At 62.7% G+C, this 22496-nt stretch carries 18 protein-coding genes and 1 tRNA gene; 5 read left to right on the forward strand and 14 right to left on the reverse strand.

Annotated features, from left to right (window positions below; genetic code table 11):
• Nucleotides 1-231: 231 nt before the first annotated feature.
• Nucleotides 232-984: a COG4705 family protein gene (locus IF103_RS05005; RefSeq protein ID WP_023378934.1), complete on the forward strand. Its 753-nt coding sequence runs from the start codon at nucleotides 232-234 to the stop codon at nucleotides 982-984.
• 95 nt (nucleotides 985-1079) lie between these two features.
• Here IF103_RS05005 and IF103_RS05010 read toward each other — a convergent pair whose 3' ends face one another.
• The 4 genes from IF103_RS05010 to bglX all read right to left on the reverse strand — a co-directional run bounded on the left by IF103_RS05010 (nucleotide 1080) and on the right by bglX (nucleotide 8145).
• Nucleotides 1080-2399, reverse strand: a complete 1320-nt coding sequence (locus IF103_RS05010) for an MFS transporter (RefSeq protein WP_023378935.1) — start codon at nucleotides 2397-2399, stop codon at nucleotides 1080-1082.
• A gap of 266 nt (nucleotides 2400-2665) precedes the next feature.
• Nucleotides 2666-3994 (reverse strand): two-component system response regulator MifR, encoded by a 1329-nt coding sequence (gene mifR / locus IF103_RS05015; protein ID WP_023378936.1) that lies wholly within the window; start codon nucleotides 3992-3994, stop codon nucleotides 2666-2668.
• On the reverse strand, nucleotides 3988-5745 hold the full coding sequence (locus IF103_RS05020; protein ID WP_023378937.1) for a sensor histidine kinase: 1758 nt from the start codon (nucleotides 5743-5745) through the stop codon (nucleotides 3988-3990). Before IF103_RS05020 ends, mifR begins: the two co-directional genes overlap by 7 nt.
• 108 nt (nucleotides 5746-5853) lie before the next feature.
• Nucleotides 5854-8145 carry a beta-glucosidase BglX gene (bglX, locus tag IF103_RS05025; RefSeq protein ID WP_023378938.1) on the reverse strand — a complete coding sequence of 764 codons (2292 nt, stop codon included), beginning with the start codon at nucleotides 8143-8145 and terminating at the stop codon, nucleotides 5854-5856.
• A gap of 189 nt (nucleotides 8146-8334) precedes the next feature.
• Between bglX and IF103_RS05030 the strand changes: the two genes are divergently transcribed.
• Both IF103_RS05030 and IF103_RS05035 read left to right on the forward strand, forming a co-directional pair.
• On the forward strand, nucleotides 8335-8952 hold the full coding sequence (locus IF103_RS05030; protein WP_023378939.1) for a TPM domain-containing protein: 618 nt from the start codon (nucleotides 8335-8337) through the stop codon (nucleotides 8950-8952).
• A gap of 83 nt (nucleotides 8953-9035) precedes the next feature.
• Nucleotides 9036-10256, forward strand: coding sequence for a class I SAM-dependent methyltransferase (locus IF103_RS05035; protein WP_023378940.1), 1221 nt, complete (start codon nucleotides 9036-9038; stop codon nucleotides 10254-10256).
• Between the two features lie 4 nt (nucleotides 10257-10260).
• Here the strand turns inward: IF103_RS05035 and IF103_RS05040 are convergent, their stop codons facing one another.
• From IF103_RS05040 to IF103_RS05070, 7 genes are all read right to left on the reverse strand, one after another.
• The gene (locus IF103_RS05040; RefSeq protein ID WP_023378941.1) at nucleotides 10261-11271 is read right to left on the reverse strand and encodes a DUF4917 family protein; all 1011 of its coding nucleotides are present in this window, start codon (nucleotides 11269-11271) and stop codon (nucleotides 10261-10263) included.
• Nucleotides 11272-11430: 159 nt separating this feature from the next.
• On the reverse strand, nucleotides 11431-13140 hold the full coding sequence (locus tag IF103_RS05045) for a SulP family inorganic anion transporter (protein WP_202675911.1): 1710 nt from the start codon (nucleotides 13138-13140) through the stop codon (nucleotides 11431-11433).
• A 210-nt stretch (nucleotides 13141-13350) separates the two neighbouring features.
• Nucleotides 13351-13424 (reverse strand) — tRNA-Gly (locus IF103_RS05050).
• A gap of 111 nt (nucleotides 13425-13535) precedes the next feature.
• A complete protein-coding gene (locus IF103_RS05055; RefSeq protein WP_023378943.1) occupies nucleotides 13536-14420 on the reverse strand; it encodes an alpha/beta fold hydrolase in 885 nt (294 codons plus the stop codon).
• A gap of 402 nt (nucleotides 14421-14822) precedes the next feature.
• Nucleotides 14823-15515 carry a pseudouridine synthase gene (locus IF103_RS05060; RefSeq protein ID WP_023378944.1) on the reverse strand — a complete coding sequence of 231 codons (693 nt, stop codon included), beginning with the start codon at nucleotides 15513-15515 and terminating at the stop codon, nucleotides 14823-14825.
• A gap of 33 nt (nucleotides 15516-15548) precedes the next feature.
• The gene (locus tag IF103_RS05065) at nucleotides 15549-15770 is read right to left on the reverse strand and encodes a cysteine-rich CWC family protein (RefSeq protein ID WP_023378945.1); all 222 of its coding nucleotides are present in this window, start codon (nucleotides 15768-15770) and stop codon (nucleotides 15549-15551) included.
• On the reverse strand, nucleotides 15763-17253 hold the full coding sequence (locus IF103_RS05070; protein WP_023378946.1) for a sensor domain-containing diguanylate cyclase: 1491 nt from the start codon (nucleotides 17251-17253) through the stop codon (nucleotides 15763-15765). The genes IF103_RS05065 and IF103_RS05070 overlap by 8 nt, the downstream gene beginning before the upstream one ends.
• Before the next feature lie 211 nt (nucleotides 17254-17464).
• On the opposite strand from IF103_RS05070, the gene IF103_RS05075 reads away from it, so the two are divergent.
• Nucleotides 17465-17905 carry a hypothetical protein gene (locus tag IF103_RS05075; protein WP_023378947.1) on the forward strand — a complete coding sequence of 147 codons (441 nt, stop codon included), beginning with the start codon at nucleotides 17465-17467 and terminating at the stop codon, nucleotides 17903-17905.
• A gap of 54 nt (nucleotides 17906-17959) precedes the next feature.
• Here IF103_RS05075 and dspII read toward each other — a convergent pair whose 3' ends face one another.
• Nucleotides 17960-19066 carry an enoyl-CoA hydratase/isomerase DspII gene (gene dspII, locus IF103_RS05080; RefSeq protein ID WP_023378948.1) on the reverse strand — a complete coding sequence of 369 codons (1107 nt, stop codon included), beginning with the start codon at nucleotides 19064-19066 and terminating at the stop codon, nucleotides 17960-17962.
• A gap of 126 nt (nucleotides 19067-19192) precedes the next feature.
• On the opposite strand from dspII, the gene ung reads away from it, so the two are divergent.
• Nucleotides 19193-19885, forward strand: a complete 693-nt coding sequence (gene ung / locus IF103_RS05085) for a uracil-DNA glycosylase (protein ID WP_023378949.1) — start codon at nucleotides 19193-19195, stop codon at nucleotides 19883-19885.
• A 79-nt stretch (nucleotides 19886-19964) separates the two neighbouring features.
• On the opposite strand, the gene IF103_RS05090 is transcribed toward ung, so the two are convergent.
• Both IF103_RS05090 and IF103_RS05095 read right to left on the reverse strand, forming a co-directional pair.
• A complete protein-coding gene (locus IF103_RS05090) occupies nucleotides 19965-20987 on the reverse strand; it encodes an AbrB family transcriptional regulator (protein ID WP_202675912.1) in 1023 nt (340 codons plus the stop codon).
• Nucleotides 20980-22494 carry a tripartite tricarboxylate transporter permease gene (locus tag IF103_RS05095; protein ID WP_023378951.1) on the reverse strand — a complete coding sequence of 505 codons (1515 nt, stop codon included), beginning with the start codon at nucleotides 22492-22494 and terminating at the stop codon, nucleotides 20980-20982. Before IF103_RS05095 ends, IF103_RS05090 begins: the two co-directional genes overlap by 8 nt.
• Between the last annotated feature and the right edge of the window lie 2 nt (nucleotides 22495-22496).

The raw sequence follows: 22496 nt of genomic DNA on the forward strand, positions 1-22496 counted from the left end.
GCGCCTAAGTGACCGCCCCAATGCAAAGTCTCAGCATTCAGATATGGGGAATTCCTCGGGCGTCTGAGGCTTTTCGCGCTATGGAAAGCATGGGGGAGTGAAATTAATGGGGGGTTAAGACAGAAAAAATTCCGCTCCATCGCCTGGCCAACGCTTTTTTCATACGTCGCCAACCGATTTTTCAGGCTTTGCTCATCACCATCGCCGCACCCCAATCTGGAGCGGTAAACAATGAATAAACTTCCGCAAATCACCTTGGCCTTCTGGGTCATGAAGATCTGCGCCACCACCCTTGGCGAGACCGCTGGCGACCTGCTGTCGATGACTCTGAACATCGGCTACGCGCTCAGCTCGGTGTTGCTGATCTGCGTGTTCCTGCTGACCCTGTCGGGCCAGTTGTTCTCGCGCCGCTACCACCCGATGCTGTACTGGTTGGTGATCCTCTCCACCAGCACCGCTGGCACCACCCTGTCCGACTTCATGGACCGTACTCTGGGTCTGGGGTATGCCGCCGGCTCAGCGTTGTTGATCGGCATTCTGCTGTTGACCTTCCTGGCCTGGCGTTTGAGCGGAAACCCGCTGGACGTTACCCGCATCAGGAATCGTGCTGGCGAGCTGTTCTATTGGGTGGCGATCCTGTTTTCCAACACCTTGGGCACCGCGTTGGGTGATTACCTGGCCGATGATTCGGGGTTGGGCTTTGCAGGGGGGGCTCTGTTGATTGGCACTACCATCGGCCTGGTGGTGCTGGCGCGCTACTGGACGCGTATCCCGGGCGTGGTGCTGTTCTGGGTCGCTTTCGTCCTGACTCGACCGTTCGGCGCGACCCTTGGCGACTTCCTGACCAAACCTTACGAGAAGGGTGGGCTGGACTTTGGCACCATTGGCTCTTCGGCTGTGCTGGGCGGTTTGCTGCTGGTGCTGGTGCTGATGGCGACCTATTACCAGCGTCGTGAGCCGCGTCAGGTGTTGGAGATGTCCTGAACGGTCTGTTATCCCGCAATTGCAGTGTCGATCGCAATGAAGAAGGGGCGCTCCGTGCAACGGAGCGCCCCTTTCTCAACGGCGCAAACTCAGGATCAGTCAGTGGTGATGCGCGAATGCTTGCGGGTGTCCTTCATGGTTGCGTACACCAGCAGTGAGCATGCGATGCAGCCGGTGACATACCAGTAGAAGCCGGTTTCCATGCCCACGCTCTTGAACCACAGGGCGACATATTCGGCGGTACCGCCGAATACCGATACGGTCAGGGCGTAGGGCAGGCCGACACCCAGGGCACGGATTTCGGTTGGGAACAGCTCTGCCTTGACCACCGCGTTGATCGAGGTGTAGCCGCTGACGATGATCAGCGCGGCCATGATCAGGAAGAACGCGCCCCACCAAGTCTGGATGGTGTGCAAGGTGCTGAGGATCGGCACGGTGAACAGGGTGCCGAGGACACCGAAGGCGATCAGGATCGGACGACGGCCGATCTTGTCGGACAGGCCCCCGATCACCGGTTGCAGGCACATGAACAGGAACAGGGTGGCCGCCGAGATGGTGGTCGAATCACTGATGCTCATGCCCACGGTGTTGACCAGGTACTTCTGCATGTAGGTGGTATAGGTGTAGAAGGCCAGGGTGCCGCCCATGGTCAGGCCGACCACGGTCATCAGTTCCTTGGGGTGGCGCATCAGGGTGCGCATCAGGCTTTCCTTGGACTTTTCCTTCTTGCTGAAAGAGGCGGTTTCTTCCATGCCACGGCGCAGCCACAGCGCGACCACCGCGCACAGCGCCCCGATCACGAACGGTACGCGCCAGCCCCAGGCATACAGCTGCTCGGTCGTCAGGGTCTGTTGCAGGACGATCAGCACCGCCAGGGCAATCAGCTGGCCGGAAATCAGCGTCACGTATTGGAAGCTGGAGAAGAAGCCACGGCGGTCCTTGCTGGCCATCTCGCTGAGGTAGGTGGCCGAGGTGCCGTATTCACCACCGACCGACAGGCCTTGCATGAGGCGGGCGATCACCAGCAGGATCGGTGCAGCGACGCCGATGGTTTCGTAGCCGGGGGTCAGGGCGATGACCAGGGAGCCGGCGCACATCAGCAGCACCGAGGCCATCAGCGCGGCCTTGCGGCCTTTGCGGTCTGCATACAGCCCCATCAGCCAGCCGCCGATCGGGCGCATGAGGAAGCCCACGGCGAAGATCGCAGCGGTATTGAGCAATTGAGCGGTGGAGTCGCCAGCAGGGAAGAAGGCTTTGGCGAAGTACAGCGAGAATGCAGCGTAGACGTACCAGTCGTACCATTCGACCATGTTGCCGATGGATCCACTGAAGATCGACTTCAGGCGGCTGGCGGTGGTTTTTTCCGCGGCGGGCGCAATGGCCGCCCCGGCGGGCAGGGAGGTGGCGTTATCCATCAGGGATACCTTCTCGTTGTTTTTGTGGAGCGCGCCAAAGCGCAGCTTGAGAAGGGTTTTGCAGAAGGTGTGCCAAATGAGTGCGGGACGATCCATTCGAGGGCGCCGCATGCCTGTCATCTACCGGCCAGCCCTTGCGCAGACTGGCCTTGCCGCAATCCCAGCAGGCGCTGGCGTGCCGGCGATGGGCTGCAAAGCTGAGCAGTCCGGACATGCCGATAAGCGGATTTCCGCCTATCTCTAGCGCTGGTTAGGCAAGTTTCCGCCTATTGCAGAAAGTCCTCGCGCACCAACCCATGCCGCTGCATCTTCTCGTTCAGCGTTCGCCGTGGCAGTTGCAAGGCCTCCATCACCGCCTTGATTTCGCCCTTGTGCTGGCGCAACGCTGCGCGCAGGCACTGTGCCTCGAAAGCCTCCATCTGCTCGACCAGCGACTGTCCGGCAGGACTCACTTCGATGTTCGCTGAACCCAACCCCAGGGCATGGCGTTCTGCTGCGTTGGCCAGTTCGCGCACGTTGCCCGGCCAGTCATGGGACAGTAACTGCGCCAACTGAGGCCCCGACAACGGCGGCACGGTCCGTCCCAATTTTTCAGCGGCCGCACGGGCGAAATGCTCGAACAGCAGCGGTAGGTCTTCACGCCGTTCACGCAACGGCGCCAGACGCAGTTCAGCCACATTCAGGCGGTAGGCGAGGTCTTCGCGAAAACGGCCGGCGCGGGCTTCTTCGAGCAGGTCGGGCTTGGTCGCGGCGACGATGCGCAGGTCGACATCGATGCTCTTGTTCGCTCCCAGGCGTTCCAGCTTCTGCTCTTGGATCACCCGCAGCAGTTTGGCTTGCTGGGCCAACGGCATGCTTTCGATTTCGTCGAGGAATACCGTGCCGCCGTTGGCGTATTCCAGTTTGCCGATGCGTTTGCCTTGGGCCCCGGTGAAGGCGCCGCTCTCATGGCCGAACAGCTCCGCTTCGAACAGCGACTCGGGAATCGCCGCGCAGTTGAGCGCGACGAATGGTTTGTCCGCTCGCGGACCGAAGTCATGCAGGCAGCGCGCCACGCGCTCCTTGCCGCTGCCGGTTTCGCCGCGAATCAACACATTGACCGGGAGACTCGCCAAGTCGAGCACTTGCCGACGTAACTGCTGCAGACCCTGGGACATGCCCAGCAACGTGGACTCAAGGCGCAACTTCAGGTCAGCCTGTAGGTGCAGGTGGCGGTTTTCCAGAACCAGCTGACGTTTTTCCAGGGCCCGGCGCAGGCTGCCCAGCAGGTGTTGCGGGGTGAAGGGTTTTTCCAGGAAGTCGTAGGCACCGTTGCGCATGGCCTCCACGGCCATGGGCACATCTCCATGGCCAGTCAGCAGGATTACCGGCAGGTCGGGGTCTTGCGCGTGCAGATTGCCAAGCAACTGCAGGCCATCCATGCCAGGCATGCGCACATCGCTGATGATCACGCCGGGAAAGTGCGCTGGCAGCTGGGCCAGGCAGTCTTCGGCGCGGGCGAACAGCTGCACGGTGAAGCCGGACAGGCTGAGCCATTGCTCTACCGCCGTGCGAATGCTGGCTTCATCATCGACGACGATCACTGAATTCAACATACAGGTTCCAGGTCGCGGGGCAGGGTGAGGCTGAGACGGGCACCGCCAGGCAGGTTCTGGGCCTGCAACTGGCCACCGGCCTCATGCACGATACCGTAGGAAATCGCCAGGCCAAGGCCCAGCCCTTCACCGACCGGTTTGGTGGTGAAGAAGGGATCGAAGACTTTGCCAAGGTCAGCCTCTGCGATGCCGCCTCCAGAGTCCAGAACGCTCAGGCGCCACTGCTCGTCATCGGCTTCGATGCGGATCTCCAGGCGTTTGTAGCGCTTGTCGGCCATGGCGTCCAGGGCGTTGTGCAACAGGTTGATCAGCACCTGCTCCAGGCGGATGGCATCGCCCCGTACCCAGGCCGGGCGCGCCAGGTACAAGGCGACTTCGACCCCTTCGTTGCGGATGCGGGTGTCGAGCAGGTGCAGCGCCTGGTCGACCACATTGGCCAGGTCCAGGCGCTCGCGCAGCCCGACCGGGCTGTTGCGGGCAAAGGTCTTGAGGTGGCTGGTCAACGCCGCCATGCGAGTGAGCATCTGTTCCAGCGGCTCCAGCGCCTTGCGGGCATCGTCGTAGCGGCCATGGTCGAGCAGCAGGCGCAGGGTTTCCAGTTGCATGCGCTGGGTGGTCAGCGGCTGGTTGATCTCGTGGGCCAGGGCCGCCGACATCTGTCCCAGGGCGGCGAGCTTGGCCGACTGCACCAAGCCTTCCTGGGCCGTGCGCAGTTCACGGGTGCGCTCCTCGACCAGGCGCTTTAGCTCTTCGCGGCTGCGCTGGCGCAGGCGTGCCAGGCGCAAGCGCTGGCTGACGAACAAGGCGGCGAACACCAGGCTTAGCCACACCGCCGCGGCGCCCAACGCTGCATTACGGCCGTCGGCGGCGACCTGCGGTTTGCGCAGCAGGTGCAAGGTCCAGTCCTCGCTCTGCAGCGGCAGGCTTTCCCACAGGTAGTCGGCCGGACCGTCCGGGCCTTGTACACGGGTCAGGTGGCTATTGCTGGCGAAACGGGTGAGTACATGGTGCTGCAAGGGCACCAGGGGCTGCTTGTCGTACTGGCGGGTTTCGGCGAGCTCCGCACGGTCGGCGGCACTGAGCGGTTGCAGCTCGCGGTAGCGCCAGCCGTCCTGGTTGGCGATGAATGTGATGCCACGGGCGTCGCTGACCAGCAACACGTCGCTGCCCTGGCGCCATTCGCGTTCCAGCTCGGGGAATTCGAGCTTGACCACCATGGCGCCGAGGAAGCGCCCGTGTTCGTCGGTCACCGCGCTGGCAAGAAAGTACCCGGGTACGCCGCTGGTCACCCCAACGGCGTAGAAGCGGCCGCTGCCTTCGCTGCGGGTCTGTTTGAAGTAGGGCCGAAAGGCATAGTTGGAGCCGACATAGGTGGTTGGCAGGCGCCAGTTGCTGGCTGCGATGGCCAGGCCGGTTCGGTCCAGCAATTCCAGTGTCGAAGAGTTGGCTGCGCCGTTTATTCGCTCAAGCTTGCGGCTCAGGGCGTTTTGCTTCGCCTCGTCGACCGGGCCGCGCAAGGCCTCGACGAACTCCGGGTCCAGCGCCAGTACCGCGGGCAGGGCGCGATAGCGCTCGATCAGGGTGTGCAGGGCATTGGCGTAGAGCCCCAACTGTTGGCTGGCGCGGCGGGCATCGTCCTCCATTGCCTGGCGCTTGGCCTGGTGCATGGCCCAGCCTGCGCTGAGCGAGGTGCCCACCAGAATCAGCAGGATGATCAGCCCCAGACGCAGGGCGCGAAAGGAAAATGGCATGGGGCGGTCCGGTGAACGATGGTTGAGGCCTTCTCGCCGGCAAGCCGGCTCCTACAGGGATTATCATGTCCTTGTAGGAGCCGGTTTACCGGCGATAGGGCAAGCTGCTTACAGCAATTCGAAACGCTTCTGTTGCACCGCCTCGGAATCGAGCCCGACCTGGACGTTGAATTCCCCTGGCTCGGCGACCCGCTGCAGTTGGCCATTGTAGAACTTCAGGTCGTCTTCACTGATGCGGAAGGTGAGCGTTCGCGACTCACCAGCCTTGAGCATCAGTTTCTGGAAGTTCTTCAGCTCCTTGACCGGTCGGCTCATGGACGCCGAAACATCCTGCAGGTACAGCTGCACGACCGTTTCGCCGTCGCGCTTGCCGGTGTTCTTCACGGTCACCTTGGCTTCCAGCGTGTCGCCGCGCTTGAGGTCTTTCTTCGACAGGGTAAAGCCGGACAGCTCGAAGCTGCTGTAGCTCAGACCGTAGCCGAAGGGGTACAGCGGGCCATTGGGTTCCTCGAAGTACTGCGAGGTGTAGTTGCCCGGTTTGCCCGGCGTGAAAGGCCGGCCAATGCGGGTGTGGTTGTAGTGCATCGGAATCTGCCCGACCGAACGCGGGAAGGTAATGGCCAGCTTGCCCGACGGGTTGTAGTCGCCGAACAGCACATCAGCGATGGCGTTGCCGCCTTCGGTTCCGGCGAACCAGGTTTCCAGAATGGCGTCGGCCTGTTCGCGTTCCCAGCCAATCGACAGCGGACGACCGTTCATCAGCACCAGCACCAGCGGTTTGCCGGTGGCCTTGAGCGCCTTGATCAGCTCACGCTGGCTGGCGGGGATTTCAAGGGTGGTGCGGCTCGACGATTCGTGGGACATCCCGCGGGATTCGCCGACCACCGCAACCACCACATCGGACTGCTGGGCGGCCTTGACGGCCTCATCGATCAGCACGGCAGCAGGGCGTGGGTCGTCGACGATCTCTGGCGCATCGAAGTTGAGGAAGTTCAGGTAGTCGAAGATCGCCTTGTCGCCGGTGACGTTGGAACCTTTGGCATAGACCAGTTTGGCCTTGCCTTCCACGGCGCGGCGCAAGCCCTCGCGTACGGTCACCGAGTGCACCGGTTTGCCGTCGGCGGCCCAGCTGCCCATCATGTCGATCGGGGCGTCGGCCAACGGCCCGACCAGGGCGATGGTGCCGGACTTTTTCAGCGGCAGGGTCTGGTGGCGGTTTTCCAGCAATACCAGGCTGCGGCGTGCGACATCCCGGGCCGCCTCGCGATGCAGACGCGCATCGGCGTAGGGTTCCTTGGGATCGTTCTCTGCCTTGCCGATCCGCACGTACGGGTCCTTGAACAGGCCCATGTCGTACTTCGCCCCGAGCACTTCGCGAACCGCCTGGTCCAGTTCGGCCTGGGTCACTTCACCCGTCTTGAGCAGCCCGGGCAGCTCCTGGCCATACAGCGTGTCGTTCATGCTCATGTCGATGCCGGCCTTGATCGCCAGTTTCGCCGCCTCGCGGCCATCGCGGGCCACGCCATGGCGGATCAACTCCTGAATGGCACCGTGGTCGCTGATGGTCACGCCCTTGAAGCCCCACTCCTTGCGCAACAGGTCATTCATCAACCAGGTGTTGGAAGTGGCTGGCACGCCGTTGATCGAGTTCAGCGCCACCATCACCCCGCCCGCGCCGGCATCCAGTGCCGCACGGTAGGGGGGCAGGTAGTCGTTGTACATCTTCGGCAGGCTCATATCGACCGTGTTGTAGTCGCGTCCGCCTTCCACTGCACCGTACAGGGCGAAGTGCTTGACGATGGCCATGATGCTGTCGGGGTTGGCCGGGCTGTTGCCCTGGAAGGACTGGACCATTACCTGGCCGATCCGCGAGGTCAGGTAGGTGTCTTCACCAAAGCCCTCGCTGGTGCGTCCCCAGCGTGGGTCGCGGGCGATATCGACCATTGGGGCGAAGGTCATGTCCAGGGCGTCCGCCGAGGCTTCGATGGCCGAAGTGCGGCCGACCTTGGCTATGGCGTCCATGTCCCAGGTCGCGGCCATGCCCAGGCCGATCGGGAAGATGGTGCGGTTGCCATGAATGACGTCGTAGGCGAAGAACATCGGGATCTTCAGGCGGCTGCGCATGGCCGCGTCCTGCATCGGGCGGTTCTCGGCGCCGGTACGGGAGTTGAAGGTACCGCCGATACGGCCGGCGGCGATCTCCTCGCGGATCTTGTCGCGGGGCATTTCCGGGCCGATGCTGATCAGGCGCAGCTGGCCGATCTTTTCGGCTTCGGTCATCTGGCTGATCAGATGGTTGATGAACGCCTGCTTGTCCTCGAGGGGGGGAGCGGTGGGGGCGGCGAGGGCCGCCTGACTGGCAAGGCCCAAGGCCAGGCCCAGCAAAGACAGTTTCATCATCAATTCCATTGTCGAGGCCTCTGCCGTATCCAGGGGGCGATACGCGCGCGGCCGAAGTTTTCAGGCGGCTATTGTTGTACAGTTTGCAAGGATCACGTCCAGCGGCGAATTATGCCTGAATATGCAAGCCGCGGATGAGCACCTATGTGCCGGGACGACAACTATAAGAACGATCGAGAGCGCCAAGGCATGACCCTCCTCAACGAATATGACCGGCGCCGAATCGCCGAGGCCATCGCCCGTGCCGAAAAGCGCACCGATGCCGAACTGGTCACCGTGCTGGCGCGCCGCGCCGATGACTACGCTTATCTACCGCTATTCTGGGCCGCCGTGCTGGCATTGGCCGTGCCCGGCCTGCTGCAATGGTTGTCTGGCTGGCCGGGCATGCGCGGGCTCCTGGTCGCCAATGTGTTGCTCTTCGTCGGCTTGTGCCTGCTCTTGCGCAGCCCACGCCTGGCGGGATGGTTGATTCCACAGGCGCTGCGCCGCTGGCGGGCGTCGCGCCTGGCTCGCCAGCAGTTTCGCGAGCAGAACCTGCAACGCACGGCGGGCGGCACTGGTGTGCTGATTTTCGTCAGCGAGGCCGAGCAGCATGTCGAAATACTGGTCGATCGAGGCGTCAGCCAGCACCTGGACGCTGCTGCCAGAGCTGCCATCGTCGCCCGCTTTGCCGAACACGTGCGCCAGGGGCATACCTTGCAAGGCTTCGTCGAGTGCATCGAGGCTTGTGGCGAATTGCTGAGCGAACACCTGCCATCGACCCACGCCCGCAACGAGCTGCCCAACCGCTTGGTGGTCCTCGACTGATCGGCTCCCACTGGGTTGTCGTGGCACGGTAGAATGCGCGCATTGCGCTGCGCGCTTCCCGCTATTCGAGGCACCCGTTTTCCATGTCTGCTCGTACTTTCGCTTCACCCGCGCCGGATGCGCGTGCCCAGTTCCTTGAGCTGCTGGGCGCTGCCATGCACGGCAATACCCTGGTCAAGCTGGTGCTGGCCCGCCATGTGGGGGCCGACCAGACCTTGCAGCGGATCATGGCCAAGCCAGTGCAAGTCAAAGGGCAGCCCAACCTGTCGCTGGTGTACCGCCACCAGACCCGCGATATCACCCGCAACCTGTCATTGGACCAGGCCCTGACGCTGGTCGCCGAGCTGCTGCCGGAGAGTTTTCGCAATGCCCATCTGTTCGACGCTGACGGCGAAGTGCAGCTGACCTTCAGCAAGAAGGGCAAGCCAATGTTGCAGCGCCATGGCGCCCAAGCCCTCCGCGAAACGTCAGTGAGCACGGGGCACGACCGCGAGAAGAAGCGTTACCTGGAGCTGTCCCGGCCGTTTCTGCGTGATCTGGGGGTAACTGATGCACAGGGTGCGCTGATCCCTTCCATGTCGCGCAAATGGAAGCAGATCAACAAGTTCATCGAAGTTTTCGACCATGCGCTGGCCAATGCCCCGGTGCCGGCCGAGCAAGTGCTGCGGGTGGCCGACTTCGGTTCGGGGAAGGGCTACCTGACCTTCGCCATGCATGATTACCTGCGCAACACGCTTGGCCGTGAAGCCCAGGTGACGGGCGTCGAGTTGCGTCAGGACATGGTCGACCTGTGCAATGCAGCGGCTTCGCGCCTGGAGCATCCTGGCCTTGAGTTCCAGTGTGGTGATGTTCGCAGTGTGGTGCCAGAGGCCATCGAAGTAATGATTGCCCTGCATGCTTGCGACATCGCCACTGACTACGCCATCCACACCGGTATTCGCTGCAACGCCGCGATCATCATGTGCTCGCCATGCTGCCACAAGCAGATCCGCCCACAGTTGCACAGTCCAGGGCTGCTACAGCCGATGCTGCAATACGGCCTGCACCTGGGGCAGCAGGCCGAGATGCTGACCGACAGCCTGCGCGCGCTGTACCTGGAAGCCTGCGGCTATGAAACCAAGGTGTTCGAATTCATTTCGCTGGAGCACACCAACAAGAACAAGATGATTCTGGCGGTCAAGCGTCGACAGCCGGTGGACAATGGCGCATTGCTGGAGAAAATCTCGCAGCTCAAGGCGTTCTATGGGGTGCAGGAGCATTGCCTGGAGACGTTGCTCGCCGCCGACGGCCTGATCGCTCGCTGACCCCTCAACTGCGCCCGCTCGGTACCTCGATGGCCAACTCCGCCAGCCCCAACGGGTGGCTGCTCGCATCGAAGAAGTGCACTCCCGTTCCAGGCAAGTCACCGAACCTGTCCATGAAGTGTTGCTTCTGGTTGATTACCGAAGCGTCACTCAATGGTCGGATGGCGATCGCCAGGTAGGCCGGTCGGGCATGGCGAATGGCTTCGAGCAAATGCCCGTCTGTGCTGTCCAGGTGTTGTCCGAACAGGCACAGGCCCTGGCTTTCCTGCGCCAGCTGCGTCAGGCACCAGCCGAGGTAGTCGGAGTTGCGGATGGCGCGCAGTTTTTCGTCGCTGCGTTCTTCATTGACGAACAGTGGCACCTCCCCCGGAATGTTCACGGCGAAGCCATCGAGCAGTTCAGCGCATTCGGCACTGCGCTGGCGGGTGGAGCCGTCAGGCAGCTTGAGCAGGTGCATCCCGCCGTGCAGGTGCATGACCCGGGTGCCTTCGCAGCGGGTGCGGCGCAGGTCGAAGAAGCCTTGTTCGTCGAACAGCGTGGCGAATCCCTGTGGGGCGTGCTGCAGAGCCCACGGCAGAATCAGGTCGTAGTTGCTGGTATAGACGCTGCGGTACTGTCGCAAGGCCTGGTTGATGGTTGTCAATGTGCTCGCCGGCATCAGCGACCAGGGCAGGTGCACGGTGCGCACGGCGTGGATCAGTGCTTCCTTGATCGAGTAATAGCGGTTCAGGGGGGCAGTGGAGTTGATCGCCAACGCAGCATTGGCACGTACGGTATGGTTGAGGGTGCTGAGTACCGTCTCGAACATCTCCGTGCCCAGGGACTTGAACAGGGCTTGGTCGCTGACAGCAAGGCCTTTCTTGCGTCCGGCACGCTGGGCTTGTTCGAACAGCGAAAAGTAGCCGAACGGTTTCCACAGTGCACGGCTGGCACCATTGCCCAGCAGCAGGGCGTCGCAGCGGTGGCGTTGGTGGAGGTCGGGCCAGGTGGCGAGGTGGGCGTCGAGTGCAGGCATGCGAAGGTCCATTCGGTGGAGCGGGGCGGGGCGACTTTAGCATGTCGGGCAAGGCGAGGGTGGCTGGCTACCCAAAGGGCACACGCCACACAGCTTGCTCGCCCTCTGGACGCCGCCCCAGCCATGAAGTAGCGACCCCCGCCTGTGGCCTGCTGGCAATCACTCGGGAGCAGGGTTCCGTTGCGGGTTCCGGCTCCTGTTGCGCCATAACCGATACGCCCTTATCCCCGCGCGAACCGAGCCGAACAGCAGCTTGTCTTCCATTTCCCGCGCCATACCGGAGCGCACCAGCATGCGCAGGAACGTGCCACGGGCACGGGCGATGGCGAAGTGGATGCCCTGGGCCGAGAGGGTATCGCGCACTTCGCGCAGGGCGGCGATGCCGCTGACATCGATACGGGTCACCGCTTCGGCGTCGAACAGTACGGCCTTGGGCTCGGCCTGGCTTTGCACCGCTTCGAGCAGGCGCATCTTGAAGTAGTCGGCGTTGAAGAACAGGATCGCGTCATCGAAACGGTACACCACCAGGCCCGGCACGGTGCGGGCTTCCTTGTGGAGGCGGATGTCGACCTGGCCTTCTGTTCCTGGCAGCCAGCCCAGCACGGCGTCGGTGGGTTGGTAGATGCTGTACAGCAAGCGCAGGATCGCAAGGGTCACTGCGAAGACGATGCCTGGCAGTACGCCCAGGCTCAGTACGCCGACGGTGGTCAACAAACACAACCAGAACTCGAAGCGGCTCAGGCGTTTGATATGCTCAAGGGACTTGATGTCGATCAGCCCCCAGCCGGCCATCAGCAGCACGGCTCCGAGCGCGGCCTGTGGAATCCAGGCCATGGGGGCGGTGAAAAACAGCAGTATCAGCGCAATCACCAGGGCGGCGATGATGCCCACCAGTTGGCTCTTGCCACCGACCATGTCATTGACCGCCGTACGCGAGTCCGCGCCGCTGATGGCAAAGCCTTGGGAAATACCAGCGGCCAGGTTGCTCACGCCAAGGGCCACGAACTCATGGTTGGCGTTGATCGCGTAGCCGTGGCGTGCGGCGAAACTGCGTGCGGTGAGCATGGCGCTGCAGAAGCTGACGGTGGCGATACCCAGGGCGTCGCGCAGCAAGCTTTTGGTTTCCGCCAGGTTGCTCTGTGGCCAGGCCAACTGGGGAATGCCGGCCGGCACCGGACCGAGGATGGCCACCCCGAAGCGGTCCAGACCGAACAGGCCGACCACCAAGGTGAACAGTGCAACGGTGACCAGTGCCGCCGGTAGGCGCGGGTGGCGTCTTGGCAGCCACACCAACAGGCCCAAGGCGGCGATGCCAATGATCAGCGTCAGCCAATGGATCTCGCCCAAGCGCTGGGCAAAGTTGATCAGGCTGAGAATGAAACCGTCACCTTCGATCTTGAAGCCAACCACCTTCGACATTTGCCCAGCGATCAGGCTCAGGCCGATGCCGTTGAGGTAGCCGATCAGAATGGGCCGGGAGAAGAAGCTGGCGATGAATCCGGCCCGGGCAAGCCCTGCGCCGATCAGCATGACCCCCACCAGCACCGTAACGATCACCGAAAGTTCGGCGATGCGTTGCGGATCACCCATCGCCAACGGCGCCACGGCGCCTGCGATCATTGCGCAGGTGGCAGCATCGGGGCCGACCATCAGTTGGCGCGAGCTGCCGACCAGGGCATAGACCATCATTGGCAGTACGCAGGCATACAGACCGTATTGGGGGGGCAGGCCGACGATTTGCGCGTAGGCAATGGCGATGGGAATCTGGATCGCCGCCACGGACAGGCCTGCCTGCAGGTCGGCGTGGAACCAGTCACGGCGGTAATGCAGCAGGTTGGCCAGGCCCGGCAACCAGCGGGAAAGAAACATACGCGGTCCTTTCGAAATGTTTCACGAGTCCATGGAACATATGCCTGGCAAATTGCTTTGCCGGCAAGTGAATAGTGCGGCGGGAATTCAAGCCGAATGGGTGGCACATGGCCATAGGGCCAGATCAAGGAAAAGGCAGAAACGAAAAAAGGAGCCGAGGCTCCTTCTGACAGCGATGACGTTGCTGGAACGTCATGCGGGAATGCGATGTGGAGCGGGTAGAGGGAATCGAACCCTCGTCGGAAGCTTGGGAAGCTACTGTTCTACCATTAAACTATACCCGCGTAGACGGTCGACTTTTTACCAGAACCCTCCTTCCTTGAGAAGCCCAAGTTATAAAAAAGCTGTCGGCGACCCATAGCCTGCGGGTGAACGGCTACGGGACGCCGATGCGCTCAGATGGCCAGTGCATGTTGCCCCGGGACGAAGTTGAAGCGTTGACGGGTTTCACGCACGGTTGGCTTGAGGAAGCCCAGCACGACATCACGGGTTTCCTCGCAGGCGGCCTTGTGCTCCATGTCGAGGAAGTGGCCAGCATCGCGGATCACGCTGAAGTGGCTCTTGCCAACGTGCTGGCTGAAGTGCCGGGCATCCTCGGCGGTGGTGTACTCGTCGCGATCACCGTTGATGAACAGCACCGGAATGTCGATGTTGACCGCAGCTTTCAGTGCACGCTCCAGGTCGTGTTGCAGCACTTGATTGATGTGGAAGTGCATCTGTGCGTACTCGTGGCTGTCCAGGCTGCTGACATGCCGGTAGTTGAAGCGCTTGAACAGCGACGGCAGGTGCTTGCCAATGGTGTCGTTGACCAGGTTGCCCACCTGGTAGCGGTCGCAGGCAGCCAGGTACTGGCATCCGCGCTCCAGGTAGTCGCGCATCGCTTCGTTGATGATTGGCGAGAACGAGCTGACCACCGCTTTCTTCACCAGTCGCGGCTGGTGCGCCAGCGCCAGCAGGGTACAGGCGCCACCCCAGGAGAACGACATTACGTGGTCGGCGCGGAAGTGCTCGATCAGCTCAAGAAGAATGTGCGCTTCGGTCTCCTTGGTGATCAGGCGCTCCTGGCGGTTGTGGGGCTTGGACTTGCCTGCATAGGGCTGGTCGTACAGCACCACGTTGAATTGCGGGTGCAGGTTGCGCACCGTCTGGGCGAACGAGGCCGTAGTGGCCAGCGACCCGTTGATCAGGATGATCGTTTTTTCGGCCGCTTCCGCGCGATAGAACTCCGTGTAAACCCGATACTGACCTTGAATATCAAGTACAGCAATTTCTGGCCTCATGTCTTCGACTCCTGGCGCAAAAAGGGTATTCGCGTCACCTAGGGTGCACGTTCTTTATGACAGGTAGGCATACGCCTGAAGAGAAACCGGGGGCCCTGTGTCGATCCTTGGCACGTGTGTCGACGGTATTGTTTTTCGCGGGCGATTCGCCGTGCCCCAAGGCATCGAGGCCCTGGGTGGCCGGCAAAAGGCGTCTTGGACTGCGTGTGTGACTAGCAAGTCACATGCAGACTGACGATTTGGATTCAAGCAGCAGGTGCGGGATCCCGCAAGTGCCGTTCAGGGAAAAATGTGACGTTGGCCGCTGGACGGTCGTGTGTCGATCATCTGCCGCCTGCCGGGGGGCCTTGGTCGGCACGCCGGCTCCCGCCTTCGCCGCTTTTCGTGGCCCTGGAAGGTGAGCTAGACCGAGGCGATTTCCTCGGCTGTCAGCGCCCTGAACGCCCCTGGCTCAAGGGCTGGGTCCAGTTGAATCGGGCCCATGCTTTCCCGGTGCAGCCCCACGACCTTGTTGTCGAAGTGCCCGAACATGCGCTTGACCTGGTGGTAACGTCCTTCGACGATTGCCAGCCGGGCCTGCCGCGGGCCGAGGATGTCCAGTTGGGCAGGCAGGGTGGTGAGGTTTTCGAAGGCGAAGTAGAAGCCTTCCCGGAACCTGGCGACATAGTGGTCGCCGATCTCGTCCTCGGTCTCGACCAGGTAGCGTTTGGGCAGTTTGGTCCTGGGCTGGGTGAGTCGTCTCGACCATTGGCCGTCATTGGTCAGGATCATCAGGCCGGTGGTGTTGTAGTCCAGGCGTCCGGCGATGTGCAGGCCGTCTCGCTGCTCGGCGGGTAGCAGGTCCAGCACCGTGCGGTGCCGAGGGTCCTGTGTGGCGCTGACGCAACCGGTGGGCTTGTGCAGCATCAGGTAGCGAGCCGGGTAGCCTGCCTGAAGCAACTTGTCGTCCACTTCGATGCGGCTGAAGTCGTTCACTTCCAGCAGTGGGTCATGCGCCACCTCGCCATTCACTCGCACACGTCGTTGTGCCAGCAGTCGTCGCACCTGCTGACGGTTGTAGTCGGGGAGATTGGCGAGGAAACGGTCAAGTCGCATGAGGCACGGCAGGGATAACAGCGGGGGGGCAGTCTAGCGCGTTGGCGAGTCGGGCGCTGCTTCGAGTTGTGCCAGAACACCGGCACAGCGTGGACACAGGCAGGCCTTGTCGCGCAGCTCGGCGGGCAGGGCCTGGAGCACGGCGGGGTCGATGGCCACGCCAAAGCACCAGCAAGCCTGGGTGGCGCTGCGTGGATCGGCCAAGGTGCACTGGTTGGGGGCGCCACAGGCGGGGCAGTGCTGCTTGTCATTCATGGTCGGATCCGGGGATTTCAGTGCAGACGCGGTTGCGACCGGCCTGCTTGGCACGGTAAAGCGCTCGGTCGGCGCGGGTCAGCAGGGTATGGACGGTGTCGCCCGGCTGAAGGTTGCCCAGGCCGATACTGGTGGTCAGGCGTAGCGGTTGGTCTTCGTAGGTGAACGTCAATTGTTCGGTGCGTCGGCGGATCTTCTCGGCCACTTCGATGGCTTGGCGACCGTTGGCCTCGCGCAGCAACACGATGAACTCCTCACCGCCCCAGCGGCAGATTATATCCGACTGGCGCAGGCTGCCTTGCAGCACCTGGGCGAACTGGCGCAACACTTCGTCGCCTGCCAGGTGGCCGTGGGTGTCGTTGAGCGCCTTGAAGTGGTCCAGGTCGATCAGCAGCGCCACCAGTGGCGCCCGGTCACGCTGGGCTTCCAGCAATGCCTGGGCGGCCAGTAGGTCGAAACTGCGTCGATTGGGCAGGCCGGTAAGGCTGTCGAGCGTGGCCAACGCGGTCGTGCTGGCCTGGTGCCGCTGGAGCATTGCATTGAGCAACGACAGCACCACCAGGGTGATCATCGCGCAGATCGCCAAATTCAGGTAAAGAGCATGGCGGACGCGGTCCAGCGTGCCGGTCTCGCGCTTGTCCACCAGGAGGTACCAGTCCAGCTCAGGCAGTTTGCGCACGTTGAGGAAGTGACTGTGTCCAGCGCCATCCTGATATTCGTGGCTGCCTTCGTCAGGCACCGCGGCTTGCGCCAGCAGCGCGGCGAAGTCGCCGCTGTCGCCGAGCATCTGTCCGACGCGCAAGCCATGAGGACCGCCATCGGAGCCGGTCAGCAGGATCTTGCCTTGGGCATCGGTGAAGAACACCGAGCGCTGATAGCGCCGTTGGTAGTTGTCGATCAGCTTGACCACCGACGCCACGCTGAGCCCCACACCTGCCGCGCCGATGAAGCGTTGCTGGTAGTCCAGCACGCGATAGTTGATGAACACCGTCAGGCTGTCCTGGTTGGCCATGTCCAGGTCGACGTTGATCTCGTAAGGGGCCTTGAGCTCGCGCAGGCGGAAATACCATTCATCGCGCCAGGTGCCGGGCTGGACTTGCTTGAGTACGCCTTTGGCCTGGTAGTAAGTGAGGCTGCGGTCGGAGACGAAGAACGAGGTGCAGGTGTCCTGCTTGCCCATGACTTCGCCCAGGTAACGGGTGATGCGCCGGGTGTCCTGTTCGCCGGCCAGCACCCAGTCGCGCAGGAAGGTGTCCTGGGCCATCATCGAGGCGATCAGTACAGGGCGAATGAGGTCTTTCTGGATTTCCGAGTAGACCGTGTCGGACGTCAGCGGCAGTTCGGTATGGACGATTCCGTCATGGATGGCGCTACGCGAGGAGTAGTAGCTGAGCAGCGAGGTGGCCAGGAAGCCGCAGGCCAGCAGCACCAGCAGGGTGAGGATCAGCGAGCGCTGTGAAAACAGGGCGGAGCGTGGAGGCATGATCGTCCCGTGATGTGTGCCGAGCTGCCCATTCTAGTGAGATGCCCGAGAAATGACTGCATCTTTTTTGGGGGTACTCGGACCTGTTTCAATTTGTTGCGAAAATGGCACTGCACCCCGACTGGACGGTCTTATTGGTTGTCGACGATCGCTTCTCGTCGACGCTCGCCAGCGCCGCTGTTCGGGCACCCCTGCGGTCCAGGAGGCCGCCATGTCCTATCGAATTCTGCTGATCGCCCTGCTGGGCCTGATGACGTCCGCCTGCGTGCCCTACTACGAGAGTGGGGGCTATTACCGCTCGGATTACTACTCCTCCGATCGCTACGTGTCGCCGGGGTACTACCGTTATGACCGCTACTATGTAACGCCACAACCGCGCTACTACTATCAGCCAGCGCCACGCTATTACCGGCCAGCGCCTGCACCGTACTACAGGCCTCATCCCCGTCCGGGTGTGAACCAGTGGCATGGTAACCCTCGCTTCGACTATGGCCATCGCCAGCGCTATGACGATGGGCGTGACCGCGATCGTCACGACTACCGCAATGACAGCAAGCGTTACCAGAACGAGCGGTGGCATTCGAACGGACACGGTGACCGTGACCGGCGGCCGGACCGTGGCCGCGGAGGGGACCGCAACTGGCAACGGTGATTCAGCTCCATCGCTTGCTGCAGGGGCTGCACTGCAGCCCCGAACACCAGGGTGCTAGGCCAGGTCGGCCAATGGATGCCGGCCTTCCCACACTTTGGCGAAATGTGCCTCGACCACCGCCAAGGGCACCTGTGCGATGTCTGGCCAGTGCCAGTGTGGCTGGTTGTCCTTGTCCAGCAGACGGGCACGTACGCCTTCGCTGAACTCTGGGTGCCGGCAGCAGTTGAGGCTCATGGTGTATTCCATCTGGAAAACCTGGGCCAAGGAAAGATGCCGCGCGCGCCGAATTTGTTCCCACACCAGATGCGCGGTCAGCGGGCAGCCTTCGTGCAGGCGTTGGCCTGCTTCGGCCAGCAGTGGGTCCGAATGCTGTTTCAGACCCTCAAGCGCACGCCAGGCACTCGCGGGGTCGGCCACGTCGAGCAACTCGTCGATCATTCGTCGGCGCGGCAACCACTGCGCCTCGGGTAACTCGGCACAGGCTCGATGCTGTTCGGCCTTGAGCAGACTGTTCAGTTGCAGTTCGGTCTGTTCCTGCCAATTCAGTTGCAGCAGCTCCTCGATCAAGGCTTCTTGCTGGTGTTCGCCCAAGAAGCGGTCGGCCAACCCCAGGTCAATCGCGTCGCGGGCGTTGATCGGTGCGCCGGTCAGCCCCAGGAACAGCCCCAACCTGCCCGGCAGACGGGCGAGGAACCAGCTGGCGCCGACATCCGGATAAAGCCCGATGCTGATTTCCGGCATCGCCAGGCGGCTGCTGGGTGTCACGATACGTACCCCGGCGCCCTGCAGCAGCCCCATGCCGCCGCCGAGCACATGGCCGTGGCCCCAGCACAGCAGGGGTTTGGGGTAGGTGTGCAGCATGTAGTCGAGGCTGTACTCGGCGGCGAAGAAGGTCGCTGCCAGTGGTGGGACGCTGCCTGGGTGTTCGCGGCAGGCTTGGGCCAGCGCCCGCACGTCGCCTCCTGCGCAGAACGCCTTGGGCCCGCTGCCGCGCAGCAATACGCAGACTACGCCAGGGTCGTGGGCCCAGGCATGCAGGTGTTCAGCCAACACCTCGATCATCGGTAGATTGAGGGCATTGAGCGCCTTGGGGGCATCCAGCGTGGCAATGCCGATACGGGCGCCGTCGGCGCCGGTGAGTACCTCGCAATGAATGGACATGTGCTACCTCGTACAGGTCATCGCACAAGTATGGCTTGCCTTGCCGATCATGCCGGTCGCCGGTCGGACTGATTGACAAGGGGGGGCGGCTTACCTAGTGTCGCGCCATTGTTTACGGATGGCCCCATGACTGACGACGATCGCATCAAACTCGAACCCAGCTGGAAAGCCGCATTGCGTGGCGAATTCGACCAGCCCTACATGCACCAGCTGCGCGAGTTCCTGCGCCAGGAGTACGCGGCCGGCAAGGAAATCTACCCACCGGGGCCGCTGATCTTCAATGCGCTCAACTCCACCCCGCTGGAGCAGGTCAAAGTGGTCATTCTCGGCCAGGATCCTTACCACGGCCCAGGCCAGGCCCATGGTCTGTGTTTCTCGGTGCAGCCGGGCGTGCCGACACCACCGTCACTGGTCAACATCTACAAGGAACTGCAACGCGACCTGAACATCGCCATCCCTGATCACGGCTATCTGCAAAGCTGGGCCGAGCAGGGCGTGCTGCTGCTCAACACCACCATGACCGTGGAGCGTGCGAACGCGGCTTCGCATGCCAAGAAAGGCTGGGAGTTCTTCACCGACCGCATCATTCAGGTGGTGAGCGAGCAGTGCCCGAATGTGGTGTTCCTGCTGTGGGGCGCGCATGCCCAGAGCAAGCAGAAGCTGATCGACGGTACCAAGCATCTGGTGCTCAAGTCGGTGCATCCGTCGCCGTTGTCGGCCTATCGCGGTTTCTTTGGGTGTGGGCATTTCAGTCGGGCCAACAGCTTCCTCGAGCAGCGGGGGTTGGTGCCGATCAACTGGGCATTGCCGCCACTTTGAACAGGGTCATCGCCGGCTGCTACAGAGGCGACGCGCTCCGCACAGGAGCCGGCTTGCCGGCGATGAGGCCCGGGCGCGCTCAAGTCTTCCACAATCTGAACAACGGCTCTGCCAGGAACAGCACCATCAGCAGGCGCATCACCTGCAAGGCCGTCACCAGTGGCACCGACAGCTGCAAGGTCTCGGCCGTCAAGCTCATCTCGGCAATCCCACCGGGCATCATCCCCAGCGTCAATGACCGCAAATCCAGCCCGGTCATCACGCTCAAGGCCCACGCCGCACTTCCGGCAATAAGCATGCACAGCGCCGTGGCAATCAATGTGCGTCCGAGAAACGACGGTGCCCGGCGGAAGAACGCACGGTTGAAGTGGCAAGCCAGGCCGCTGCCGATCAGCCATTGGCCGATCTGACTGGCGCCGTTGGGCAGGGCGATTTGCAGATTGCCCGCCAGGCTGACTGTTGCCGCGACCAACAATGGCCCGAACAACCAGGGGTTAGGTTGACGTAAGCGCTGCCAGGCCAGGCCTGCCAAGATGCTCAGTGGCACGATCAGGGCCAGCCAACTCCAGCTCACGCTGCCGGCATGATTGAGCGGTATGCCATCCCCCTGCAGGAACTTGAACAGCGCCGGCACCACCAGCACCACGGCCAGCACCCGCAGGCTCTGCGCCGCAGCGACCTGGCTGAGCACGGCTCCGTTGCGTGCGCCGAGGTTGACCATTTCCCCGGAGCCGCCCGGCATACTGGCGAAGAACGCCGTCGCCCGGTCCTCGCCGGTGCGGCGCAGCATCCAGACCCCAATCACGCTGGACAGCGTGGTGAGCAGTGCGCCGAAGAAGATCAAGGCAAAATGGCTGCTGACCTGCTCGACCACCGCCGGCGTGAAGTGCAGGCCGATGCCGATGCCGATGATGCATTGCCCGCCCTTGCGGCCATTAGGGATTTCCGCGAGCTGCCAGGGCGTCAGGCAGCGCACCAGGATGATCGCCAGCAACGAGCCGACCATCCATGGCAAAGGCCAGCCGATCGTGCTGGCGAGAAAGCCACCAGCAAGCCCGACCAGCCCGGTTGCCCAGAACAGAGGGAACTGCCGATCAGGCATCGGCCATGGCCCGACGCTGCAGGCTGCGTTTACGCCAGATGCGCACCAGCGGCAGGGCCAACATGCACACCACCAGTACCCACACACCCATGCTGATGGGGCTCGACCAGAGGATGCCCAGTTCACCGTTGGAGATCGACAGCGCGCGGCGCAGGTTTTGCTCCATCAGGCCGCCGAGGATGAACCCGAGCAGGATCGGCGAAAGCGGGAAGTCCAGCTTGCGCAGGATGTAGCCCATGATGCCGATGCCGACCATCAGGAACAGGTCGAAGGTGGTGGCGTGCACGGCGTATACGCCGATCGCGGTGATGATCGCGATCACCGGCACCAGTGCCCAGTTCGGTACTGCGAGGATGCGGGTGAAGAGGCGGATCATCGGGATGTTCAGGATCACCAGCATGATGTTGGCGACGAACAGCGAGGCGATCAGACCCCAGACGATGTCCGGTTGTTGCTCGAACAGCAGCGGGCCCGGTGTGATGTTGTACAGGGTCAGTGCGCCGATCATCACCGCCGTGGTTCCCGAGCCCGGTACGCCGAGGGTCAGCATGGGCACCAGCGCGCCACAGCACGAAGCGCCGATGGCGGTTTCCGGGGCTGCCAGGCCTCGGGCATCGCCCTTGCCGAACTTGCCCGAGCTACCCGCGATGCGTTTTTCGGTCATGTAGGCCACCGCGCTGGCCAGGGTTGCCCCCGCACCTGGCAGCACGCCCATGATGAAGCCAAGCAGTCCGCAGCGGATGTTGACCACGAACACCGAGGCGGCTTCCTTGAAGTTGAACAGCATGCGCCCGGTGGCCTTGACCGCGGCGTGGCCGTGGTGGGTCTTCTCCAGCAGCAGGAGAATCTCGCTGATCGAGAACAGCCCCAGCACCAGGACCACGAACTGAATGCCGTCGGCCAGGTGCACGCTGTCGCCGGTGAAGCGGTATACACCGCTGTTGGCGTCGATGCCCACTGCCGACAGGAACAAGCCGATAAGTGCCGCGATGAAGGTCTTCAGCGGTTTGTCACCGGCCATGCCGCCGAGGGCGACGATGGCGAACACCATCAGCACGAAATACTCGGCCGGCCCGAAGGCGATTGCCCATTTCGCCAGCAACGGCGCGAACAGCACCATGCCGCAGGTGGCGATCAAGGCACCGATGAACGAACTCCACGCCGACAGCGACAGGGCCACGCCAGCCAAGCCCTGGCGGGCCATCGGGTAGCCGTCGAGGGTGGTCATGACGGTGGAGGCTTCGCCCGGAATATTCAGCAGGATCGAACTGATCCGGCCGCCGTACTCGCAGCCCAGGTAGACCGCGGCCAGTAGAATCAGGGCCGACTCCGGCGGCAGGCCGAGGGCGAAGGCGATGGGAATCAGCAGGGCCACGCCGTTGATCGGACCCAGGCCCGGCAACAGGCCGACCACCGTGCCGATCAGGGTACCGGTGAGGGCGGTCACCAGGTTGTAAGGGCTCAGGGCCACGCCGAAGCCCTGGCCCAGGTAGCTCAAGGTATCCATGT

Source organism: Pseudomonas sp. SK2 (genome assembly GCF_016772395.1).
Classification (GTDB): domain Bacteria; phylum Pseudomonadota; class Gammaproteobacteria; order Pseudomonadales; family Pseudomonadaceae; genus Aquipseudomonas; species Aquipseudomonas taiwanensis.